Origin of the sequence: Micromonospora sp. NPDC047812, from assembly GCF_040704175.1 — a bacterium.
GTDB lineage: Bacteria > Actinomycetota > Actinomycetes > Mycobacteriales > Micromonosporaceae > Micromonospora.
In genome coordinates this window covers 521,305-544,887 of record NZ_JBEYRY010000004.1, presented here as the reverse complement: position 1 = coordinate 544,887, position 23,583 = coordinate 521,305, and the positions used below count along the sequence as shown (strand labels likewise).

The 23,583-nt window shown below is 75.7% G+C and carries 1 protein-coding gene (only partly in view); it reads left to right on the top strand.

Annotated elements, in window-relative coordinates; translation table 11 throughout:
• A protein-coding gene (locus AB0883_RS19885) for a type I polyketide synthase (RefSeq protein WP_366642641.1) crosses the window boundary here: on the top strand, window positions 1–23,583 show its 3' portion. Its footprint begins 6,207 nt before the window's first position; the window shows 23,583 of its 29,790 coding nt (coding positions 6,208–29,790); its start codon lies off the left edge, out of view; its stop codon occupies window positions 23,581–23,583.

Sequence of the window (23,583 nt, the reverse complement as noted above, 5' to 3'; positions counted from 1 at the left end):
GCCTGGTCGTCGGTGGCGTCGCGCTCGGTGCTGGAGCACCGGGCGGTCGTGTCCGGGGCGAGCCGCGACGAGCTGCTGGCGGGCCTCGAAGCCGTGGCGACGGGCGAGCCCTCGATCGGCGTGGTCACCGGCCCGGGCGGCCAGCGCGGCCAGCTCGCCCTGCTCTTCTCGGGTCAGGGCGCGCAGCGTGCGGGCATGGGCCGGGAGCTGTCGGCTGAGTTTCCGGTGTTCGCGGCGGCGTTGGACGAGGTGTGTGGGCACCTGGATCCGTTGCTGCCGCGTCCGTTGCGGGAGGTGCTGTTCGCGTCGGCGAGCAGCCCCGAGGCGGAGTTGTTGGACCAGACCGTCTTCACCCAGGCCGGGTTGTTCGCCGTCGAGGTGGCGCTGTTCCGTCTGGTGGAGTCGTTCGGGGTCGTTCCCGACATGCTGGCCGGTCACTCGATCGGCGAGGTGACGGCGGCGCATGTCGCGGGTGTGTTGTCGCTGGCCGACGCGTGCCAGCTTGTCGCCACGCGAGGTCGCCTGATGCAGGCGCTGCCCACCGGCGGCGGGATGCTGGCGGTGGCCGCCGACGAGGCTGCGGTGGCGGAGTCGATCGCGGGGATGATCGACCGCGTCGGCATCGCGGCGGTCAACGGTCCAACGGCGGTGGTCGTGTCCGGTGCCGTCGAGGCGTTGGACGAGGTGGAGCGGGTCTGGCGGGACCGGGGTGTCCGCACCCGCCGGTTGACCGTGAGCCACGCGTTCCACAGCCCGTTGATGGAGCCGATGCTGGCCGAGTTCCGGGCGGTCCTGTCCGGGCTGACCTTCGCCGCGCCGTTGCTGCCGGTCGTGTCGAACGTGACCGGTGCACTCGCTGACGCCGACGAGATCCGCACGGCCGAGTACTGGGTGCGGCACGTCCGCGAGGCCGTGCGCTACGCCGACGGGGTCACCGCCCTGAAGGCCGCCGGCGTCGACACGTTCCTAGAGATCGGCCCGCAGAGCGTACTGACGGCGATGGCGGCCGACGTGCTGCCCGAGGACGACGCCGTGCTGGCCGTCGCCGTGCAGCGCCGCGACCGACCGGAGACGCAGGCGCTGCTGCACGCCCTGGCCGAGCTGCACGTGCACGGGGTTCCCGTGTCCTGGCAGCCGTGGTTCGCCGACACCGGCGCGCGCCGGGTCGACCTGCCCACCTACGCCTTCCACCGCGAGCGGTACTGGCTGCCGCCGGTCGGCCAGTCGGCCGACGTCTCGGGAGCGGGCCTCGGCGTGGCACGGCACCCGCTGCTCGGCGCGGCGGTGTCCGTCGCCGGCGAGGACATGGTGGTGCTGACCGGCCGGCTGTCGGTGTCGACCCATTCGTGGCTGGCCGACCACGTCGTGTCCGGCGCCGTGATCGTGCCCGGCACCGCACTGGTGGACCTCGTCGTCCGGGCGGGCGACGAGGTCGGTGCCTCCCGTGTCCGTGAGCTGACCGTGCTCGCCCCGCTCGTGCTGCCCGCCAGCGGTGGCGGGGTACGGGTGCAGGTGCGGGTCGGTCCCGTCGACGGGACCGGCGCCCGGTCGGTGACCGTGCACTCCCAGCCCGAGGACGACCCGGAGTCGGGCTGGACCCGGCACGCCGACGGCCTCGTCGGCACCCCCACCGCCGACGAGCCCACGCTGGGCGCGTGGCCACCGCCCGGCGCGTCCGAGGTGGACGTGACCGGGTGGTACGCGACGGTGGCCGAGCACGGGCTCTCCTACGGGCCGGTCTTCCAGGGCCTGCGGCGGGCGTGGACCGCCGGGGGCGAGGTGTTCGCCGAGGTCGCCCTCCCCGACGAGGTGATCGGGGACCCGGCGGGCTTCGGGGTGCACCCGGCACTGCTGGACGCCGCCCTGCACCCCGTCGGACTGCTGCCCGCCGACGAGACCGGCGGTGGGGCCCGGGTGCCGTTCGCGTTCGAAGGCATGCAGGTCCACGCGGTCGGGGCCCGGACGCTCCGCGTCCGCCTCACCGCCTCGGGCAGCTCCGTGCGGCTGGTCGCCGTCGACGAGACGGGTGCGCCGGTGGTGTCGGTGGACTCGTTGACGCTGCGCGAGCTGACCGGCATGGCGGCACCCTCCGACGAGGCGCACCGCTCCCTGTTCGAGGTGTCCTGGCAGCCCGAGCAGATCACCGCGCCCGACGGCGCGTACGGCTGGGTCGTGGTCGGTGACCGCCCGATCGACGGCGTCCCGCAGCTTCCGGCGTACGCCGAGGTGGCGGCGGTGGCCAGGGCGGTGACGGACGGAACGGCCCCCGCTCCCGCGGCGCTGCTGCTGCCCGTTGCTCCGGCGGCGGCCGGGGCGGACGTGCCCGACGCGGCGCGGTCCGTGACGGCGGACGTCCTCGGCGCGGTGCAGGCGTGGCTGGCCGCCGATTCCCTGGCGGACTCGCGGCTGGTCGTGGTGACCCGTGGCGCGGTGGCCACCGGCACGGCCGACCACGTCACCGACCTGGCGGGGGCGGCGGTCTGGGGCCTGCTGCGCTCGGCACAGTCGGAACACCCCGGCCGGATCGTGCTGGCCGACCTCGAACCGGGCGTCGACCTGGACCCCGACCTGCTGGCCCTGCTCGCCGCAGCCGCCGACGACCCGGGTGTCGACGGGCAGCTCGCGGTGCGGGCGGGCACGGTGTACCTGCCGCGGCTGGTCCGCGCCACCGGCGACGCGCGCACCCCGGCGACCCTCGGCCGGGGGACCGTCCTGGTCACCGGTGGCACCGGATCGCTCGGCGCCCTGGTGTCCGAACACCTCGTCACCGCGTACGGCGTGCGTTCGCTGGTGCTGGCGTCCCGCCAGGGTCCGGCGGCCCCCGGCGCCGACCAGTTGACGCAGCGGCTGAACGCGCTGGGCGCGGCCGTCCGGGTGGTCGCCACGGACGTGACCGACCGCGCCCGGGTCGGCGAGCTGGTCCGGTCGATCACCGACGGGGACCGTCTGGCCGGGGTGGTCCACACGGCCGGCGTCCTGGACGACGGCGTGGTCAGCGGGATCACCCCCGAGCGGCTGGCGGACGTGCTGGCCCCGAAGGTCACGGCGGGCTGGTGGCTGCACGAGGCGACCGCCGAGCTGGACCTCGACCTGTTCGTGCTCTTCTCCTCCGTCGCCGGGGTGCTCGGCTCTCCCGGTCAGGCCGCCTACGCGGCCGGCAACGCCTTCCTGGACGCCCTCGCCGTGCTGCGGGCGCAGCGGGGGCTGCCCGCCGTCAGCCTCGCGTGGGGCATGTGGGACACGGACGGCATGGCCGCGTCGATCAACGACGCCGACCGGGCGCGGGTGACCCGGGCAGGTCTGGTCCCGATGACCGCCCCGGTCGGGCTCGGGCTGTGGGACGCCGCCCTGGCCCACGGCGGCGCGGCGCTGGTGCCGGCCGTGGTCGACCTGCCCGCCATGCGGGCGCAGACCGCCGCGGGCCGGGTGCCCATGATGCTGCGGGCCCTGGTGGGGTCGGCCACGAAGCGTCGCCGCTCCGGCTCCGGAGCCTGGGTCGACCGGCTGGCCGGGCTCGACCCGCAGGAGGCGCGCACCCAGGTGGCCCTGCTCGTGCGCGGGATGGTCGCGCAGGTCCTCGGTCACGGCGGCGCCGACCAGGTGCCGGCGGACCGGGCGTTCCGGGAGCTGGGCTTCGACTCGCTGACCGCCGTCGAGCTGCGCAACCGGATCAACAGCGCGACCGGGCTGCGGCTCACGTCGACGCTCGTCTTCGACTACCCGACCCCCGGCGCCCTGTCGGAGCACCTGTACGAGCAGCTCTCCGGCCAGGTCGCCGACCAGCGGCACGCCGTGCGGGCGACCACCGTCGACGAGCCGATCGCCATCGTGGGCATGGCCTGCCGCTACCCGGGCGGCGTGACGAACCCGCAGCAACTGTGGGACCTGGTCGCCGCCGGGGCCGACGGCATCGGCGAGTTCCCCACCGACCGGGGCTGGGAACTCGACCGGATCTTCCACCCCGACCCGGACAACCCCGGGACGTCGTACACCCGGCACGGTGGCTTCCTGTACGGGGCCGCCGAGTTCGACCCGGACTTCTTCGGCATCTCGCCGCGCGAGGCCCTGGCCATGGACCCGCAGCAGCGGCTGCTGCTGGAGACCTCGTGGGAGACGTTCGAGTCCGCCGGCCTCGACCCGCAGCGGCTGCGCGGCAGCCGGACCGGCGTCTTCGCCGGCCTGATGTACCACGACTACGCCTCCGGCGTGCAGGACCTGCCCGAGGGCGTCGGCGGCTACCTCGGCACCGGCACGTCGGGCAGCGTGCTGTCCGGTCGGGTCGCGTACACGTTCGGGCTGGAGGGCCCGGCGGTCACCGTCGACACGGCGTGCTCGTCGTCGCTGGTGGCGCTGCACCTCGCGGTGCAGGCGTTGCGTAGTGGTGAGTGTGATCTGGCGTTGGCCGGTGGTGTGACCGTCATGGCCACGCCCGGAACGTTCATCGAGTTCTCGCGGCAGCGTGGTCTGTCGCAGGACGGCCGCTGCAAGTCGTTCGCGGCGTCGGCCGACGGCACCGGCTGGTCCGAGGGCGTGGGCGTGCTGCTGGTGCAGCGCCTCTCCGACGCGCAGCGCGAGGGCCGGAAGATCCTGGCGGTGGTACGCGGCACGGCGATCAACCAGGACGGCGCGTCGAACGGCCTGACCGCACCGAACGGCCCGTCGCAGCAGCGCGTGATCCGGCAGGCCCTCGCCAACGCGCGGCTCACCACGGCCGACGTGGACGCCGTCGAGGCGCACGGCACCGGCACGACGCTCGGCGACCCGATCGAGGCGCAGGCGTTGTTGGCGACGTACGGGCAGGACCGCCCGGAGGACCGGCCGCTGTGGCTGGGATCGATCAAGTCGAACATCGGGCACACCCAGGCCGCCGCCGGGGTGGCCGGCATCATCAAGATGATCATGGCGATGCGGCACGGGCTGCTGCCGTCGACGCTGCACGTCGACGAGCCGTCCCCGCACATCGAGTGGAGCGCCGGGGCGGTCTCCCTGCTCACCGAGGCGCGCGACTGGCCCGCGGCGGGCCGGCCCCGCCGCGCGGCGGTCTCGTCGTTCGGAGTCAGCGGCACCAACGCGCACGTGATCATCGAGCAGCCGCCCGCCGAGGCGGAGCCGACCCGGGGCGAGGGCGTCCCGACGCCCGGCGGGCTGCCGGCCCCGGTGCTGCTGTCGGCCCGGTCCGAGGCCGCCGTCGCGGCGCAGGCGGACCGCTGGGCCCGCTGGCTCGCCGTCGACGAGGACCTGCGCCCCGTCGACGTCGCCTGGTCGTCGACGGTCAGCCGGGCCGTGCTGGAGCACCGCGCGGTGGTCACCGCGACGGACCGGGACGAACTGCTGGCCGGGCTGCGTGCCCTCGCCGCCGGCGAGTCGGCCGCCACCGTGGTCACCGGCACCGGCGCGACGCGTACGCAGCTGGCCGTGCTCTTCTCCGGTCAGGGTGCGCAGCGCGCCGGCATGGGCCGGGAGCTGTCCGCCCTGTTCCCGGTCTTCGCGACCGCCCTGGACGAGGTGTGCGCGCAGCTCGACCCGCTGCTGCCGCGTCCGCTGCGGGAGGTGCTGTTCGCGTCGGCGGGCTCCGCCGAGGCCGAACTGCTGGACCAGACCGTCTTCACCCAGGCCGGCCTGTTCGCGGTCGAGGTGGCGCTGTTCCGGCTGGTGGAGTCGTTCGGCATCGTGCCCGACGTGGTCGCCGGGCACTCGATCGGCGAGGTGACCGCCGCGTACGTCGCCGGGGTGCTGTCCCTGGCGGACGCGTGCGCGCTCGTGGCCGCGCGGGGCCGGCTGATGCAGGCGCTGCCCACCGGCGGCGGCATGCTGGCCGTGGCCGCCGACGAGGCCGCGGTGGCGGAGTCCATCGCCGGCCTGACCGACCGGGTGGGCATCGCCGCCGTCAACGGGCCCGCCGCCGTGGTGGTCTCCGGCGCGGTCGACGCCCTCGACGAGGTGGAGCGGCTCTGGCAGGACCGGGGTGCGCGCACCCGCCGGCTCACCGTCAGCCACGCGTTCCACAGCCCGCTGATGGAGCCGATGCTCGACGAGTTCCGCGCGGTCCTGGCGGGGTTGACGTTCCGGGCGCCGCTGCTGCCGGTGGCGTCGAACCTGACCGGGGCGCTCGCCGATCCGCAGGAGATCACCCGCGCCGAGTACTGGGTCCGGCACGTGCGGGAGGCCGTCCGCTACGCCGACGGCATCGCCGCCCTGCGTGCCACCGGCGTCGACACCTTCCTGGAGATCGGCCCGCAGAGCGTCCTGACCGCGATGAACGCCGACCTGCTCGCCGAGGACGCGCTCGCGGTGGCCGTCCAGCGCCGGGACCGTCCCGCCCCGCAGGCGCTGCTGCACGCGCTCGCCGCACTGCACGTCCACGGCGTCCCGGTGACCTGGACGCAGTGGTTCACCGACGTCAGCGCCACCCGGGTCGACCTGCCCACGTACGCCTTCCAGCACCAGCGGTACTGGCTCGGCGCGGGTCAGGCGCGTACCGCCGACGTGTCCGGCGCGGGCCTCGGCGTGGCCGGGCACCCGCTGCTCGGCGCGGCGGTCACCGTCGCCGGCGCGGACATGGTGGTGCTGACCGGCCGGCTGTCGCTCGCCACCCACGCGTGGCTCGCCGACCACGTCGTCTCCGGCGTGGCGATCGTGCCCGGCACCGCCCTGGTGGAGCTGGCGGTGCGGGCGGGTGACGAGGTGGGCGCGTCGCGGGTGCGGGAGTTGACCGTGGCCGCGCCGCTGGTGCTGCCGGAGGGCGGCGCGGTGCGGGTGCAGGTGCGCGTCGGCGCGGCCGACGAGTCCGGCACCCGGGTCGTGGCGGTGCACTCGCAGTCCGAGGGCGACCCGGAGGCCGAGTGGGTCCACCACGCGGAGGGCGTGCTGGAGCCCGCGTCGGCCGACGAGCCGGGCGTGGGGGAGTGGCCCCCGGCCGGCGCGTCCGAGGTGGACCTGGCGGGCTGGTACCCGACGCTGGCGGAGCGCGGCCTGGCGTACGGGCCGACGTTCCAGGGGCTGCGCCGGGTGTGGACCGGGGGCGACGACGTGTACGCCGAGGTGGTGCTGCCGGAGGAGGCGGCGGCGGAGGCGGCGCGCTTCGGCGTGCACCCGGCGTTGCTGGACGCGGCCCTGCACCCGATCGGGTTGCTGCCGGGTGCGGAGGAGTCGGGCGGGCCGCGGGTGCCGTTCGCGTTCGAGGGTGTGCAGGTGCATGCCGCGGGCGCGCGGGCGCTGCGGGTGCGGCTGACGCGCGCGGGCTCGGCGGTGCGGTTGGTCGCAGGCGACGAGTCGGGCGCGCCGGTGGTGTCGGTGGACTCCCTCGTCCTGCGGGAGCTGACCGGCGTGGCCACGGTGGGCGCCGCGTCCCGCTCGATGTTCGAACTCACCTGGCAGGCCGAGGGGATCGCCGCTGCCGGGGACCTGTCCGGGTGGGCGCTGGTCGGCTCGCCCGCCGCCGTCGACCTGCCGGCGTTCGGCGACGTCGAGGCGCTCGTCGCGGCGGTCGACGCCGGCCGGGCGGTCGCGCCGAAGGGTCTGCTGCTGACGCTCGACGCGTCGCAGGTCGCCGTCCCCGACGCCGTTCGCGCGGCGACGTCGCACGTGCTGGCGACCGTCCGGTCCTGGCTGGCGGCGGACGCGTTGGCGGATTCGCGGTTGGTGGTGGTGACGCGGGGCGCGGTGTCGGTCGGTGCCGGCGACCGGGTTTCGGATCTGGCGGGTGCGGCGGTGTGGGGTCTGCTGCGTTCGGCGCAGTCGGAGCATCCGGGTCGCATCGTGCTGGCGGACGTCGATGGTGACGTGGATGCCGGGCTGCTGGGTGTGCTGAACACGGTGGCGGATGAGCCGGTGGCGTTCGGTGGTCAGGTGGCGGTGCGCTCGGGTGGGGTGTTCGTGCCGCGTCTGGTGCGTGCGGTCGCCCCGGCGTCGGCGGACGGTGCCGTGGTGGGTGACGGTGCGGTGCTGGTGACCGGTGGTACGGGTGCGTTGGGCGCGTTGGTGGCGCAGCATCTGGTGTCGGTGCACGGGGTGCGGTCGCTGGTGCTGGTGTCGCGGCGTGGTGCGGAGGCTGCGGGTGCGGCTGAGCTGTCCGAGCGGCTGTCGGCGGCGGGTGCGTCGGTGCGGGTGGTCGCCTGTGACGTGACGGACCGGGACCAGGTCGGTGCGTTGGTTGCCGAGATCGCAGCCGGGGGCCGGTTGGCGGGTGTGGTGCACACCGCCGGCGTTCTGGACGACGGGGTGGTCGAGGGGCTGACCGCCGAGCGGCTCGGTGCGGTGCTGGCGCCGAAGGTGTCGGCCGGGTGGTTCCTGCACGAGGCGACGGCGTCGTTGGACCTGGATCTGTTCGTGGTGTTCTCGTCGGTGGCGGGGGTGTTGGGTTCGCCGGGTCAGTCGGCGTACGCGGCGGGTAACGCGTTCCTGGACGGGTTGGCGGTGTACCGGCGGCAGCTCGGGTTGCCGGCCGTCAGCCTGGCCTGGGGCATGTGGGACACGGCCGGCATGGCCGCCTCGATCGACGAGGCGGATCGGGCGCGCTCGGCGCGCGCGGGTCTGACGCCGATGAGCGCCGAGGTGGGGTTGGAGTTGTTCGACGCCGCCCTGGTGGCGGAGTGCCCGGCCCTGGTGCCGGCCGTGATCGACGTACCGGCGATGCGGGCAGCACTCAACGCCGGCCCGGTGCCGGCCGTGCTGCGTACCCTGATCGGGTCGACGGTGGCCCGGCGACGGGCCGCGCGCGGCGGCGACTGGGCCAACCATCTGGCGGGCCTGGCGCCCGACGAGGCGCGCGCCCAGATCGACGTGCTGGTGCGCGGCCTGGTCGCGCAGGTGTTGGGGCACGGTGGTGCGGAGGCGGTGCCGGCGGACCGGGCGTTCCGGGAGCTGGGCTTCGACTCGCTGACGGCGGTGGACCTGCGCAACCGGTTGAACGCGGCCACCGGGCTGCGGCTGGCCTCGACGCTGGTCTTCGACTACCCGACCCCGGCCGTGCTCGTCGACCACCTCCACGAGCAGGTCTCCGGGCAGATCACCGCCCGCCAGACGGCGGTGCACGCCGTCAGCACCGACGAGCCGATCGCGATCGTGGGCATGGCCTGCCGCTACCCGGGCGGCGTCGAGTCTCCCGACGAGCTGTGGGCGCTGCTGGCTGGCGGTGGCGACGGGATCTCGGAGTTCCCCACCGATCGCGGTTGGGACCTGGAGAGCCTGTTCGATCCGGACCCGGAGCACAGCGGCACGTCGTACACGCGGCACGGTGGGTTCCTGTACGGGGCGGCGGACTTCGACCCCGGGTTCTTCGGGATCTCGCCGCGTGAGGCCCTGGCGATGGATCCGCAGCAGCGGCTGCTGCTGGAGGCGTCGTGGGAGTCGTTCGAGTCGGCGGGCCTGGACCCGCAGCGGTTGCGGGGCAGCCGGACGGGCGTCTTCGCCGGCGTCATGTACCACGACTACGCCTCGCGCCTGATGGACCTGCCGCCGGACGCCGAGGGCTTCGTCGGCACCGGCACGTCGGGCAGCGTGCTGTCCGGCCGGGTGGCGTACACGTTCGGGCTGGAGGGCCCGGCGGTCACGGTCGACACGGCGTGCTCGTCGTCGCTGGTGGCGCTGCACCTTGCGGCGCAGGCGTTGCGCAGCGGTGAGTGCGACCTCGCGCTGGCCGGTGGCGTGACGGTGATGGCGACGCCCGGCACGTTCATCGAGTTCTCGCGGCAGCGTGGTCTGTCGCAGGACGGCCGCTGCAAGTCGTTCGCCGCCTCGGCCGACGGAACGGGCTGGTCCGAGGGCGTCGGCGTGCTCCTGGTGGAGCGGCTGTCGGACGCGCGGCGCAACGGGCACCGCGTGCTGGCGGTGGTACGCGGCACGGCCGTGAACCAGGACGGCGCGTCGAACGGCCTGACCGCGCCGAACGGCCCCTCGCAGCAGCGCGTGATCCGGCAGGCCCTGGCGAACGCCCGCCTGACCGCCGCCGACGTGGACGCGGTCGAGGCCCACGGCACCGGCACCACGCTCGGCGACCCGATCGAGGCGCAGGCGTTGTTGGCGACGTACGGGCAGGAGCGTCCGCAGGATCGTCCGCTGCTGTTGGGGTCGGTGAAGTCGAACATCGGGCACACGCAGGCCGCCGCCGGTGTGGCCGGTGTGATCAAGATGGTGCTGGCGATGCGGCACGGCCTCGTCCCGCCGACGCTGCACGTGGACGAGCCGTCGCCGCACATCGACTGGTCGGCCGGGGCGGTGACCCTGGCGAGCGAGGCGACGCCGTGGCCGGCGGTGGGCCGGCCGCGCCGGGCGGCGGTGTCGTCGTTCGGGATCTCCGGTACCAACGCGCACGTGATCATCGAGCAGCCGCCGGCCGAGGCGGTCGAGGGCGAGATCGTCGCCCGCGAGGTGCCGCCGGTGGTGCCGGTGCTGCTGTCGGCCCGCTCCGACGCGGCCCTGGCCGGCCAGGCGGGCCGGTGGGCGCGCTGGCTCGCCGCCGACGAGGCGCCGCGTCCGTTGGACGTCGCCTGGTCCTCCGTCACCACCCGGCCCGCGCTGGAGCACCGGGCGGTGGTGACCGCCGCCGACCGGGACGGCCTGATCGCGGCGTTGACCGCCCTCGTCGACGGCGACCCCACCGGTACGGTCGTCTCCGGCGCCGCCGGCCAGCGCGGCCAGCTCGCCCTGCTGTTCTCGGGTCAGGGCGCGCAGCGTGCCGGCATGGGCCGGGAGTTGTCGGCCGGGTTCCCGGTGTTCGCCGCCGCGTTGGACGAGGTGTGCGCGCAGCTCGACCCGCTGCTGCCGCGTCCGTTGCGGGAGGTGCTGTTCGCGTCGGCGGGTTCGGCTGAGGCGGAGTTGCTGGATCAGACCGTCTTCACCCAGGCCGGTCTGTTCGCGGTCGAGGTGGCGCTGTTCCGGCTGGTGGAGTCCTTCGGCGTCGTGCCGGACCTGCTGGCCGGCCACTCGATCGGCGAGGTCACGGCCGCGCACGTGGCGGGGGTGTTGTCCCTGGCGGACGCGTGCGCCCTCGTCGCCGCGCGGGGCCGGTTGATGCAGGCGCTGCCCACGGGTGGCGGGATGTTGGCGGTGGCTGCCGACGAGGCGGCGGTGGCGGAGTCGATCGCGGGCCTGGGCGACCTGGTCGGCATCGCTGCCGTCAACGGTCCGACGGCCGTGGTCGTCTCCGGTGCAGTCGAGGCCCTGAACGATGTGGAGCGGGTCTGGCGGGACCGGGGTGTCCGCACCCGCCGGTTGACCGTGAGTCACGCGTTCCACAGTCCGTTGATGGAGCCGATGCTGGCCGAGTTCCGGGCGGTCCTGTCCGGACTCACCTTTGCGGCGCCGCTACTGCCGGTCGTGTCGAACGTGACCGGTGCGCTGGCCGGCGACGAGATCCGCACGGCCGAGTACTGGGTGCGGCACGTCCGCGAGGCCGTCCGCTACGCCGACGGTGTCACCGCGCTGCGGGCCGCCGGCGTCGACACGTTCCTGGAGGTCGGCCCGCAGAGTGTGTTGACGGCGATGGCGGCCGACGTGTTGCCCGGCGACGACGCCGTGCTGGCCGTCGCCGTGCAGCGCAGGGACCGGCCGGAGACGCAGGCGCTGCTGCACGCCCTTGCCGAGCTGCACGTGCACGGGGTTCCCGTGTCCTGGACGCAGTGGTTCGCCGAGACGGGCGCGCGGCGCGTGGACCTGCCCACGTATGCCTTCCAGCACCAGCGCTACTGGCCCGCCGCCAACCGGGCGCGTACGGGCGACGTGTCCGGGGCCGGGCTCGGCCGCACCGCGCACCCGCTGCTCGGCGCGGCCGTGGACCTGGCCGGCGACGACGAGATGGTGCTGACGGGCCGACTCTCCCTCGCCACGCACCCCTGGCTGGCCGACCACACGGTCTCCGGGCTGACGCTGGTACCGGGTACCGCCCTGGTCGAGCTGGCCGTGCGGGCCGGCGACGAGGTGGGCCTCTCCCGGCTGCGGGAGCTGACCGTGGCCGCCCCGCTGGTCGTTCCCGGAACGGGAGGCGTGCGGATCCAGGTGCGGGTGTCCGCGTCGGAGTCGCCGCAGCGTCCCGTCGCCGTCTACTCCCGTCCCGACGACGATCCCGAGGCGGGCTGGACCCGACACGCGGAGGGCGTGCTGGAGCCGTCCAACGCCGACGAGCCCGACCCGGTCGCCTGGCCCCCGGCCGGCGCGGCGGAGGTGGACCTGGCGGACTGGTATCCGACGCTGGCGGAGCACGGCCTGACGTACGGGCCGGTCTTCCAGGGGCTCCGGCGCGCCTGGACCAGCGGCGGCGAGGTGTACGCCGAGGTGGTCCTGCCGGACGGTGCCGCGACGGAGGCCGTCGGGTTCGGGGTGCATCCGGCGCTGCTGGACGCGGCCCTGCACCCGATCGGGCTGCTGTCCGGTGCGGAGCAGTCGGGCGGGCCGCGGGTGCCGTTCGCGTTCGAGGGTGTGCAGGTGCACGCCTCGGGCGCGGGGGCGCTCCGGGTACGCCTGACCCGCGACGGCTCGGGCCTGCGGCTGGCCGCGTACGACGAGGCGGGCGCGCCGGTGGTGTCGGTGGACTCTCTCGTCCTGCGGGAGCTGACCGGCGTGCCCGCGCCGGGCACGGCATCGCGGTCGCTGTTCGAGCTGCGATGGCCGGCCGTGGAGGAGACCCCCGCCGGGGATGTCTCCGGATGGGCACTGGTGACCGGCGGCCGGGACCTGGCGGCACCGGTCGGAATGCTCGCGTACCCCGACGTGGCGACGATCCCGGGGGAGGAGTCCGTCCCCCGCGCGGTGCTGCTTCCGCTGTTCCCCGGATCGGGTTCGGCGGCGGAGACGCCGGAGTCCGTCCGCGCGGTGACCTCGGAGATGCTGGCGACGGTGCAGTCCTGGCTGGCGGCGGACGCCCTGTCGGAGTCGCGGCTCGTGGTGGTGACCCGGGGTGCCGTGTCGGTCGGTGACGAGGACCGGGTGACCGACCTGGCCGCTGCGGCCGTCTGGGGCCTGCTGCGTTCGGCGCAGTCGGAGCACCCGGGACGCATCGTCCTCGCGGACGTCGACGGCGAGCTGGATGCCGCGCTGGTGGCGCTCCTGGACGGCGCGCTGCGCGAACCGGCCGCGACCGGCGGCCAGTTGGCAGTCCGTGACGGCGCGGTGTACTCGCCGCGCCTGGTCCGGGCCGGCGTCACGGTGGCGGCGCCGCCGACCGTGGGTGACGGTGCGGTGCTGGTGACCGGCGGTACGGGTGCGCTGGGTGCGCTGGTGGCGGAGCATCTGGTGTCCTCGTGGGGCGTGCGGTCGCTGGTGCTCGTGTCGCGGCGTGGCCCGGAGGCTGCGGGCGCTGCTGACCTGTCCGAGCGGCTGTCGGCGTTGGGTGCGTCGGTGCGGGTGGTGGCCTGTGACGTGACGGACCGGGACCAGGTGTCCGGGCTGGTCGGCGAGGTCGTCGCCGGCGGCCGGCTGGCGGGCGTGGTCCACACCGCTGGCGTTCTGGACGACGGTGTCGTGGAGGGGCTGACCGTCGAGCGGCTCGGTGCGGTGCTGGCTCCGAAGGTGTCGGCGGGTTGGCTGTTGCACGAGGCGACGGCGTCGTTGGACCTGGATCTGTTCGTGGTGTTCTCGTCGGTGGCGGGGGTGTTGGGTTCGCCGGGTCAGTCGGCGTACGCGGCGGGCAACGCGTTCCTCGACGGGTTGGCGGCGTACCGGCGGCAGCTCGGACTACCGGCCGTCAGCCTGGCCTGGGGCATGTGGAACACCGCCGGCATGGCCGCCTCGATCGACGAGGCGGATCGGGCGCGCTCGGCGCGGGCGGGCCTGACGCCGATGAGCGCCGAGGTCGGGTTGGAGCTGTTCGACGCCGCCGTGGCCGCCGACCGGGCGGCCCTGGTGCCGGCCGTGATCGACGTGCCCGCGTTGCGGGCGGCGACCTCCGCCGGCCCCGTGCCGGCCGTGCTGCGCACCCTGATCGGCGTGACCAGCACCCGCCGCCAGGCGGGGCAGGGCGGTGGCGGCTGGGCCGACCGGCTCGCCGGCCTGACCGAGGACGAGGGACGGGCCCAGGTCGACGTGCTGGTGCGCGGCCTGGTCGCGCAGGTGTTGGGGCACGGTGGTGCGGAGGCGGTGCCGGCGGACCGGGCGTTCCGGGAGTTGGGCTTCGACTCGCTGACGGCGGTGGACCTGCGCAACCGGTTGAACGCGGTCACCGGGCTGCGGCTGGCCTCGACGCTGGTCTTCGACTACCCGACCCCGGCCGTGCTCGCCGACCACCTGTGGTCGGAGTTGGCCGGGGTGCGTCAGTCCACCGGAGACCTGGTCGCCGGTACGGTCGTCGGCACCGACGAGCCGATCGCGATCGTGGGCATGGCCTGCCGCTACCCGGGCGGCGTCGAATCGCCCGACGAGCTGTGGGCGCTGCTGGCCGGCGGCGGCGACGGGATCTCGGAGTTCCCGGCGGACCGGGGCTGGGACCTGGATTCGCTGTTCGACCCGGACCCGGACCGCAGCGGCACGTCGTACACCCGCCACGGCGGATTCCTGTACGGGGCCGCCGAGTTCGACCCGGGCTTCTTCGGGATCTCGCCGCGTGAGGCCCTCGCCATGGACCCGCAGCAGCGGCTGCTGCTGGAGGCGTCGTGGGAGTCGTTCGAGTCGGCCGGTCTGGACCCGCAGCGGTTGCGGGGCAGCCGGACGGGCGTCTTCGCCGGCGTCATGTACCACGACTACGCCTCGCGACTGATGGACCTGCCGACCGAGGTGGAGGGCTACGTCGGGACCGGCACGTCGGGCAGCGTGCTGTCCGGCCGGGTCGCGTACACGTTCGGCCTGGAAGGGCCGGCGGTCACCGTGGACACGGCGTGTTCGTCCAGCCTCGTCGCGCTGCACCTTGCGGCGCAGGCGTTGCGCAGTGGTGAGTGCGACCTTGCGCTGGCCGGTGGTGTGACGGTGATGGCGACGCCGGGGACGTTCATCGAGTTCTCGCGGCAGCGGGGTCTGTCGCAGGACGGCCGCTGCAAGTCGTTCGCGGCGTCGGCCGACGGCACCGGCTGGTCCGAGGGCGTGGGTGTCCTGCTGGTGCAGCGGCTCTCCGACGCCCAGCGGGAGGGCCGGCGGATCTACGCCGTGGTACGCGGCACGGCCGTGAACCAGGACGGCGCGTCGAACGGGCTGACGGCGCCGAACGGTCCGTCGCAGCAGCGGGTGATCCGGCAGGCCCTGGCGAACGCGCGGCTCACCCCGGCTGACGTGGACGCGGTCGAGGCGCACGGTACGGGCACGACCTTGGGTGATCCGATCGAGGCGCAGGCGTTGTTGGCGACGTACGGGCAGGAGCGTCCGCAGGATCGTCCGCTGCTGTTGGGGTCGGTGAAGTCGAACATCGGGCACACGCAGGCCGCCGCCGGTGTGGCCGGTGTGATCAAGATGGTGCTGGCGATGCGGCACGGCCTGGTGCCGCCGACGCTGCACGTGGACGAGCCGTCGCCGCACATCGACTGGTCGGCCGGGGCGGTGGCCCTCGCCACCGAGCCCACCCCGTGGCCGCAGGTGGACCGGCCGCGCCGGGCGGCGGTGTCGTCGTTCGGGATCTCCGGCACCAACGCCCACGTGATCATCGAACAGCCCCCCGCCGAGGCGATCGAGGGCGAGATCGTCGCCCGGGACGTGCCGCCGGTGGTGCCGGTGCTGCTGTCCGCGCGCTCCGACGCGGCCCTGGCCGGCCAGGCGGGCCGGTGGGCACGCTGGCTCGCCGCCGACGAGGCGCCGCGTCCGCTGGACGTCGCCTGGTCCTCCGTCACCACCCGGCCCGCGCTGGAGCAGCGCGCCGTCGCCGTGGTGGCCGACCGGGACGACCTGCTCGCCGCGCTGCGGGCCCTCGACGCGGGCGAGCCCTCCGGTGCCGTCGTGACCGGCTCCGCCGCCGCGCGCGGCCAGCTCGCGCTGTTGTTCTCGGGTCAGGGTGCGCAGCGCGCGGGGATGGGTCGGGAGCTGTACGGCGAGTTCCCGGTGTTCGCCGCCGCGCTGGACGAGGTGTGCGCGCACCTCGACCCGCTGCTGCCGCGTCCGTTGCGGGAGGTGCTGTTCGCCGAGGCCGGCAGCCCCGAGGCCGAACTGCTGGACCAGACCGTCTTCACCCAGGCCGGCCTGTTCGCGGTCGAGGTGGCCCTGTTCCGGCTGGTGGAGTCCTTCGGCGTCGTGCCGGACCTACTGGCCGGGCACTCGATCGGTGAGGTCACGGCCGCGTACGTGGCCGGGGTGTTGTCGCTGGCGGACGCGTGTCAGCTGGTGGCGGCGCGGGGCCGGTTGATGCAGGCCCTTCCGGCCGGCGGCGGCATGCTGGCGGTGGCGGCGGACGAGGCGGCGGTGGTCGAGTCGATCGCCGGGCTGGGCGACCGGGTCAGCATCGCTGCCGTCAACGGTCCCGCCGCCGTGGTGGTCTCCGGTGCGGTCGAGGCGTTGGACGAGGTGGAGCGGGTCTGGCGGGGCCGGGGTGTCCGTACCCGCCGGTTGACCGTGAGTCACGCGTTCCACAGTCCGTTGATGGAGCCGATGCTTGACGAGTTCCGTACGGTCCTGTCCGGACTCACCTTTGCGGCGCCGATGCTGCCGGTCGTGTCGAACGTGACCGGTGCGTTGGCCGGCGACGAGATTCGCACCCCGGAGTACTGGGTGCGGCACGTCCGCGAGGCCGTGCGTTACGCCGACGGTGTCACCGCCCTGAAGGCCGCCGGTGTGGACACGTTCCTGGAGGTCGGTCCGCAGAGTGTGTTGACGGCGATGGCGGCCGACGTGTTGCCCGGCAACGACGCCGTGCTGGCCGTCGCCGTGCAGCGCAGGGACCGACCGGAGGCGCAGGCGCTGCTGCACGCCCTCGCCGAGCTGCACGTGCACGGGGTTCCCGTGTCCTGGCAGCCGTGGTTCGCCGACAGCGGCGCGCGGCGGGTCGACCTGCCCACGTACGCCTTCCAACACCAGCGCTACTGGCCGGAGGGCACGCCCGCGAAGCAGGCCGCCCCGGACGGCGGCGACGCCGAGTTCTGGGCCGCCGTCGAGCGCGGCGACCTGGCCGCCCTCGCCGCCGAACTCGGCGACGACACCGAGGACCTGGACGCGCTCGGCCCGGCCCTGCCGCTCCTGGCGCGCTGGCGTCAGCACCGGTCCCGGGACACCGCCCTGGACGGGTGGTCGTACCGGGTCGGGTGGGAGCCGGTGCGGCCGGCCCCGGCAACCCGGTTGTCCGGGCGGTGGCTGGTCGTCACCGTCGACAGCGGCGCCGACGCGGGCGTGGCGAAGACCCTCACCCAGGCGGGCGCCCGGGTGGACACGCTCACCGTGTCGTCCACCCTCGCCCGCACCGACCTGGGCGAACGGCTGCGCCGGATCAGCGGGGAGGGCTGGGCCGGGGTGCTCTGCGTGCTGCCCCGCCAGGACCGGCCGCTGACGCACACCCCGGCGGTGCCCGCCGGCACGGCGGTGCTGCTCACCCTCACCCGGGCGCTGACCGACACCGGCCTGCCGGGACGGGTGTGGGCGCTCAGCCGGACCGCGATGCCGGTCACGGCCGGGGAACGGGTCGGCGACCTCTGGTCGGCCCTGGCCTGGGGTCTGGGCCGGGTCGTCGCCCTCGAACAGCCGGACCGCTGGGGCGGCCTGGTCGACCTGCCCGACCGCGCCGACCGGAGCACCCGCGCCGCGCTCGTCACGGTCCTGGCCGACGGCACCCTGGACCAGGTGGCCGTCCGCCGCAACGGCCTCTTCGGCCGGCGGCTGGTGCCGGCCGCGCCGCCCGCCGGGTCGGGTTGGCGGCCCGCCGGGACGGTGCTGGTGACCGGCGGTACGGGCGCCCTGGGTCGGCACGTGGCCCGCTGGTTGCTGGCCAACGGGGCGGCCGAGGTGGTGCTCGCCTCGCGGCGGGGCCCGGCGGCGCCGGGCGCGGCCGAACTGGTCGACGAGTTGGGTGCGGTGTGGGTGGTGGCGTGCGACGTCACCGACCGGGCGGCGGTCGACGCCCTGGTGGCCGGGCTGCCGGAGCTGACCGCCGTCGTGCACACCGCCGGCGCGTCCGGCGGCACCACCCCCGCGTACGAGGTGACCGACGGCGAGCTGTCGGAGACCCTGGCCGGCAAGGTGCTCGGCGCCGTCCACCTCGACGCCGCCTGCCGGGGCCGGGACCTCGACGCGTTCGTGGTCTTCTCCTCGGTCGCCGGTGTCTGGGGCGGCGGCGGCCAGGCCGGCTACGCGGCCGGCAACGCCCTGCTCGACGCGCTCGTCGCCACCCGCCGGGCGGCCGGCCTGCCCGCCACCGCCCTGGCCTACGGCCCGTGGGCGGAGGACGGCATGGCCGCCGGCGAGACGGCGGACGGCCTGCGCCGTCGCGGGTTCACCCCGCTCGCGCCCGACGCCGCCGTCGCGGCGCTGGGTCGCTGGGTGAACGCCACGGAGGCGGCGCCGGTGATCGTCGACGTCGACTGGTCCCGGTTCGTCACGGCGTTCACCGTCGCGCGGCCGAGCCACCTCTTCGACCGGGTCGCCCCCGCCGTCGCCGAGGAGCCGGAGCGGCCGGCGAGCGCCGCCGCCACCGACGGGCTGCGGGCCAGGCTCACGGCGCTGCCGGCGACCGGCCAGGAGGCGCTGCTGGTCGACCTCGTCCGCGCGGAGGCGGCGGCTGTCCTCGGCCACCCCACCACCGACCAGGTGCCGGCCGGCCGGGCGTTCCGCGAGCTGGGCTTCGACTCCCTCGCCGCCGTGCAGCTGCGCGACCGGCTGGGCCGGGTCACCGGCCTGACCCTGCCGTCGACCGTGGTCTTCGACCATCCGTCGGCGGCGGAACTGGCCCGCTTCCTGCGTACCGAAATCGTGGTCGGCGCGGACGGCGGCCCCGCCACCGGCGGCGTGGTCTCGGCCCGGCCGCCGGCGGACGAGCCGATCGCGATCGTCTCCATGGCCTGCCGCTTCCCCGGCGGGGTGTCCTCGCCGCAGGAACTGTGGCGGCTGCTGGCCGACGGCGTGGACGCCGTCACGCCGATGCCCGCCGACCGGGGCTGGGACCTCGACGCCCTGTTCGACAGCGACCCGGAGCGGGTGGGCACCAGCTACACCCGCAGCGGCGGGTTCCTGCACGACGTGGCCGGCTTCGACGCGGCGTTCTTCGGCATCAACCCGCGTGAGGCCCTCGCGATGGACCCGCAGCAGCGGCTGCTGCTGCACACCACCTGGGAGGTCTTCGAACGCGCCGGCATCGACCCGCACCGGGTGCGCGGCTCCGCCACCGGCGTCTTCATGGGCACCAACGGGCAGGACTACGCCACGCTGCTGCTGGGCGCGCGGTCCCAGGTGGAGGGCTACCAGGCGACCGGCAACGGCGCGTCGGTGGTCTCCGGTCGCCTGGCGTACTCGTTCGGGCTGCACGGCCCGGCGGTCACCGTCGACACGGCCTGCTCGTCGTCGCTGGTGGCGCTGCACCTGGCCGCGCAGGCCCTGCGCAGCGGCGAGTGCGACCTCGCCCTGGCCGGCGGCGTGACGGTGATGTCGACCCCGGGCGCGTTCCTGGAGTTCTCCCGGCAGCGCGGGCTCGCCGCCGACGGGCGGGTCAAGGCGTTCGCCGAGGCCGCCGACGGCACCGGCTGGGGCGAGGGCGTCGGCGTCCTGCTGCTCCAGCGGCTCTCCGACGCCCAGCGCGACGGCAACCGGATCCTCGCCGTCGTACGGGGCAGCGCCGTCAACCAGGACGGCGCGAGCAACGGCCTCACCGCGCCGAACGGGCCCGCGCAGCAGCGGGTAATCCGGCAGGCGCTGGACAACGCCGGCCTGACCCCGGGCGACGTGGACGTGGTCGAGGCGCACGGCACCGGCACCACCCTCGGCGACCCGATCGAGGCGCAGGCGCTGCTGGCGACGTACGGCAGGGACCGCTCCGCCGACCGGCCGCTGTGGCTCGGGTCGGTGAAGTCGAACATCGGCCACACCCAGGCCGCGGCGGGCGCCGCCAGCCTGATGAAGATGGTGCTGGCCCTGCAGCACGAGGTGCTGCCGGCGACCCTGCACGTCGACGCGCCGACCCCGCACGTCGACTGGACGTCCGGCGCGCTGGCGCTGCTCACCGAGGCGCGGCCGTGGACCGCCGAGGACCGGCCCCGCCGGGCCGGCGTCTCCTCGTTCGGGATCAGCGGCACCAACGCCCACGTGATCCTGGAGCAGGCCCCGCAGCGGCCGGAACCGGTCGCCCCCGACGGGGAACGGTCCGGGACGGCCCTGCCGTGGCCGGTCTCCGCCGCCGACCTGCCCGCGCTGCGCGAGCAGGCCGGCCGGCTGGCCGACCGGGTCGCGACGGGCGACGACCCCGCCGACCTGGTCGCCTGGGCGCTCGCCGACGGCCGGGCCCACCTCGGCCAGCGGGCCGCCGTGGTCGCCGCCGACCGGGAGACCCGGCTGGCCGCGCTGCGGGCGCTGGCCGGCGGCGAGGACCACCCCGCGCTGGTCACCGCCCGTCGGCGCGGAGGCGGCCTCGCGATCCAGTTCTCCGGCCAGGGCGCCCAGCGCCCCGGCGCCGGCCGGCAGCTGTACGACACGTTCCCGGTCTTCGCGGCGGCCCTCGACGAGGTCTGCGCGGCGCTGGACCACCAGCTGCCGCAGCCGCTGAAGCCGGTGCTGTTCGCGGCCGACGGCAGCGCCGAGGCCGCGCTGCTCGACGAGACGGTGTTCACCCAGGCCGGGCTCTTCGCGCTGGAGGTGGCCCTGTTCCGGCTGGTCGAGTCGTTCGGGGTGGTGCCCGGGCACGTCGCCGGGCACTCGATCGGCGAGATCACCGCCGCACACGTCGCCGGCGTGCTGTCCCTCGCGGACGCCGCCACGCTGGTGGCCGCCCGGGGACGGCTCATGCAGGCCCTGCCCGCCGGGGGCGGAATGCTCGCCGTCGCCGCCGACGAGGCGGCCGTGCTCGACTCCCTGGCCGGGCTGGGCGACCGGGTCGGCGTCGCCGCCGTCAACGGTCCCACCGCCGTGGTCCTCGCCGGGGCCCTCGACGCCCTCGACGGGCTGGAGCGGCTCTGGCGGGAGCGCGGGGTACGCACCCGGCGGCTGCGGGTCAGCCACGCGTTCCACAGCCCGCTGATGGAGCCGATGCTGGCCGGGTTCCGGGCCGTGCTCGACGGGCTGACCTTCGCCGCGCCGCTGCTGCCGATCGTGTCGAACCTGACCGGGCGGCTCGCCGGGCCCGACGAGATCCGTACGCCCGACTACTGGGTGCGGCACGTCCGGGAGGCCGTCCGGTACGCCGACGGCATCGCCGCGCTGCGCGAAGCGGGCGTGGACACCTTCCTGGAACTCGGCCCGCAGGCGGTGCTGACCGCGATGACCGCCGGCCTGCTGCCCAGCGACGAGGACGGGACGGCCGTGGCGGCGCTGCGCGCCGGCACCGACGAGCCGACCGCCCTGCTCTCCGCGCTGGCCGTCCTGGACGCCACCGGGCGCGACGTCGACTGGGCGGCGGTGCTCGCCGTGCTGGCCGGTCCCCGTCCGGGTCCCCGCCGGCTGCCCGAGCTGCCGACGTACGCGTTCCGGCCGCAGCGCTACTGGCCGACCCTCGACGCGGCCCCGACCCCGGCCGCCGACCCGGTCGACGACGCGTTCTGGCGGGCCGTCAGCGACGGTGACCTGGGCCGCCTCGGCCTCGACCCGGACCAGCCGATGCGTGAGCTGCTGCCGGAACTGGAGTCGTGGCGGCGCCGCCAGCAGCTCGACGGCACCCTCGCCGGCTGGCGGTACCGGGTCACCTGGGAACGCCGGACGCTGACCGGCGCCGACCCCGGCACGTGGCTGGTGGTGGCCCCGCCGCACCAGGTCACCGACCGGGTGCTCGCCGCCCTCACGGCCGGCGCCGCCACGGTGCACCTGCTGACCGTCGACCCGGCCACGGTCACCCGCGACGGCCTGGCCGCCGACCTCGACCGGCTCGCCGCCGCGCACCAGCCGACGGCACTGCTCTCCCTGCTGGCGCTGGACGAGGCGCCGCACCCGGAGCAGACCGCGCTGCCGACCGGCCTGGCGGCGAACCTGCTGCTCGTGCAGGCGCACACCGGCCGCTCCGGCCCGGCCGTGCCGCTGTGGCTGGCCACCACCGGCGCCGTCGCCGTGCACGACGAACCGGTCGTGCACCCGACCCAGGCCACCACGTGGGGCCTCGGCCTCGTCGCCGCCCTGGAACACCCCCGGCACGTCGGCGGAGTCGTCGACCTGCCGGCGGGCCCGGACGAGGCGGCGTACGCGGCCCTGGCCGGGGCCCTGGTCAACGTCGACGGGGAGGACCAGCTCGCCGTACGGGAGGCCGGCGTGCACGCCCGGCGCCTGGTCCGCGACACCGCACGGCCGGCGGCCGGCGGCGGGTACCGGCCGAACGGCACCGTCCTGCTCACCGGCGGGACCGGGGCGCTCGCCCGGCACGCGACCGACTGGCTGGGCCGCAACGGCGCAGAGGTGCTCCCGCTGGCCGAGCCGGCGACGGGCAAGCTCGGTGACCTGATGGAGCAGCTCGACGCCGAGAGCCGGCCGGTGACCGCGCTCGTGCACGTCCCGGCGGAGACCGGCTCGGTGCCGCTGGGCGAGCTGACCCTCGCCGGCCTGGCCGCCGACCTGGCCGCCACCGTCGGCGACGTGCCGAGGTACGCCGACGAGCTGGCGCACCGGCCGCTCGACGCGTTCGTGCTGTGCACCTCCACCACGGGGGTGTGGGGCGCGGGCGGCCGGGCCGGCCAGTCCGCCGGCGACGCGCTGCTGCACGCGCTCGCGGCGAACCGGCGGCACGGCGGACTGGTGGCCACCGCCGTGGCGTGGGGCCCGTGGGACGACGACCCCGAGTCGGTCGAGCTGGCGCAGCTGCGCCGGCGGGGCCTGCCGGGCCTGCCCCCGGAGCTGGCCGTCGAGGCCTTCGGCCAGGCGCTGCGGGAGGAGGCGGCCCTGGTGCTCGCCGACGTGCGCTGGGACCGGTTCGTGCCGACGTTCGCGTCGATGCGGCCGTGCCCGCTGCTGACCGGGGTCCCCGAGGCGGGCGCGGCGATGCCCGCCGACGACGACCGCCAGCCGGCGGACGACGAGGCGGCGACCGCGCTGCGGGAACGGCTGCGCCCGCTGGGCCCCGGCGAACGGGAGGGCGTCCTCGTCGAACTCGTGGGCAACCTGGCGGCGGCCGTGCTCGGCCACACCGGGGGCGCAGGGCTGGAGCCCGACCGCGCGTTCCGCGAGGTCGGCTTCGACTCGATGACGGCCGTGGAGCTGCGCAACCGGCTCCGCGCCGCCACCGGCGTCCAGCTGCCCGCCGCCGTGGTCTTCGACTACCCCACGCCCGCGGCGCTCGCCCGGCACCTGCGCGACCAGCTCGTCGAGGACGGCGCCGCCGCGGCCGCGCCGCTGCTCGCCGAGCTGGAGCGGCTCGACGGGGTCTTCGCGGCCGACGCGCCGGACCGGCTGACCCGGCAGAAGCTGCTGGTGCAGTTGCAGGCGTTCGTCGCCCGGTGGGGCGACGAACGCGGCCCCGTCGAGGAGAAACCGGCCACGCACACCCTCGACGACGCCACCGACGCCGAGATCTTCGATTTCATCCACCGCGAGCTGGGCGGCCCCGGCGGCAATTTGCCGGGCATCTAG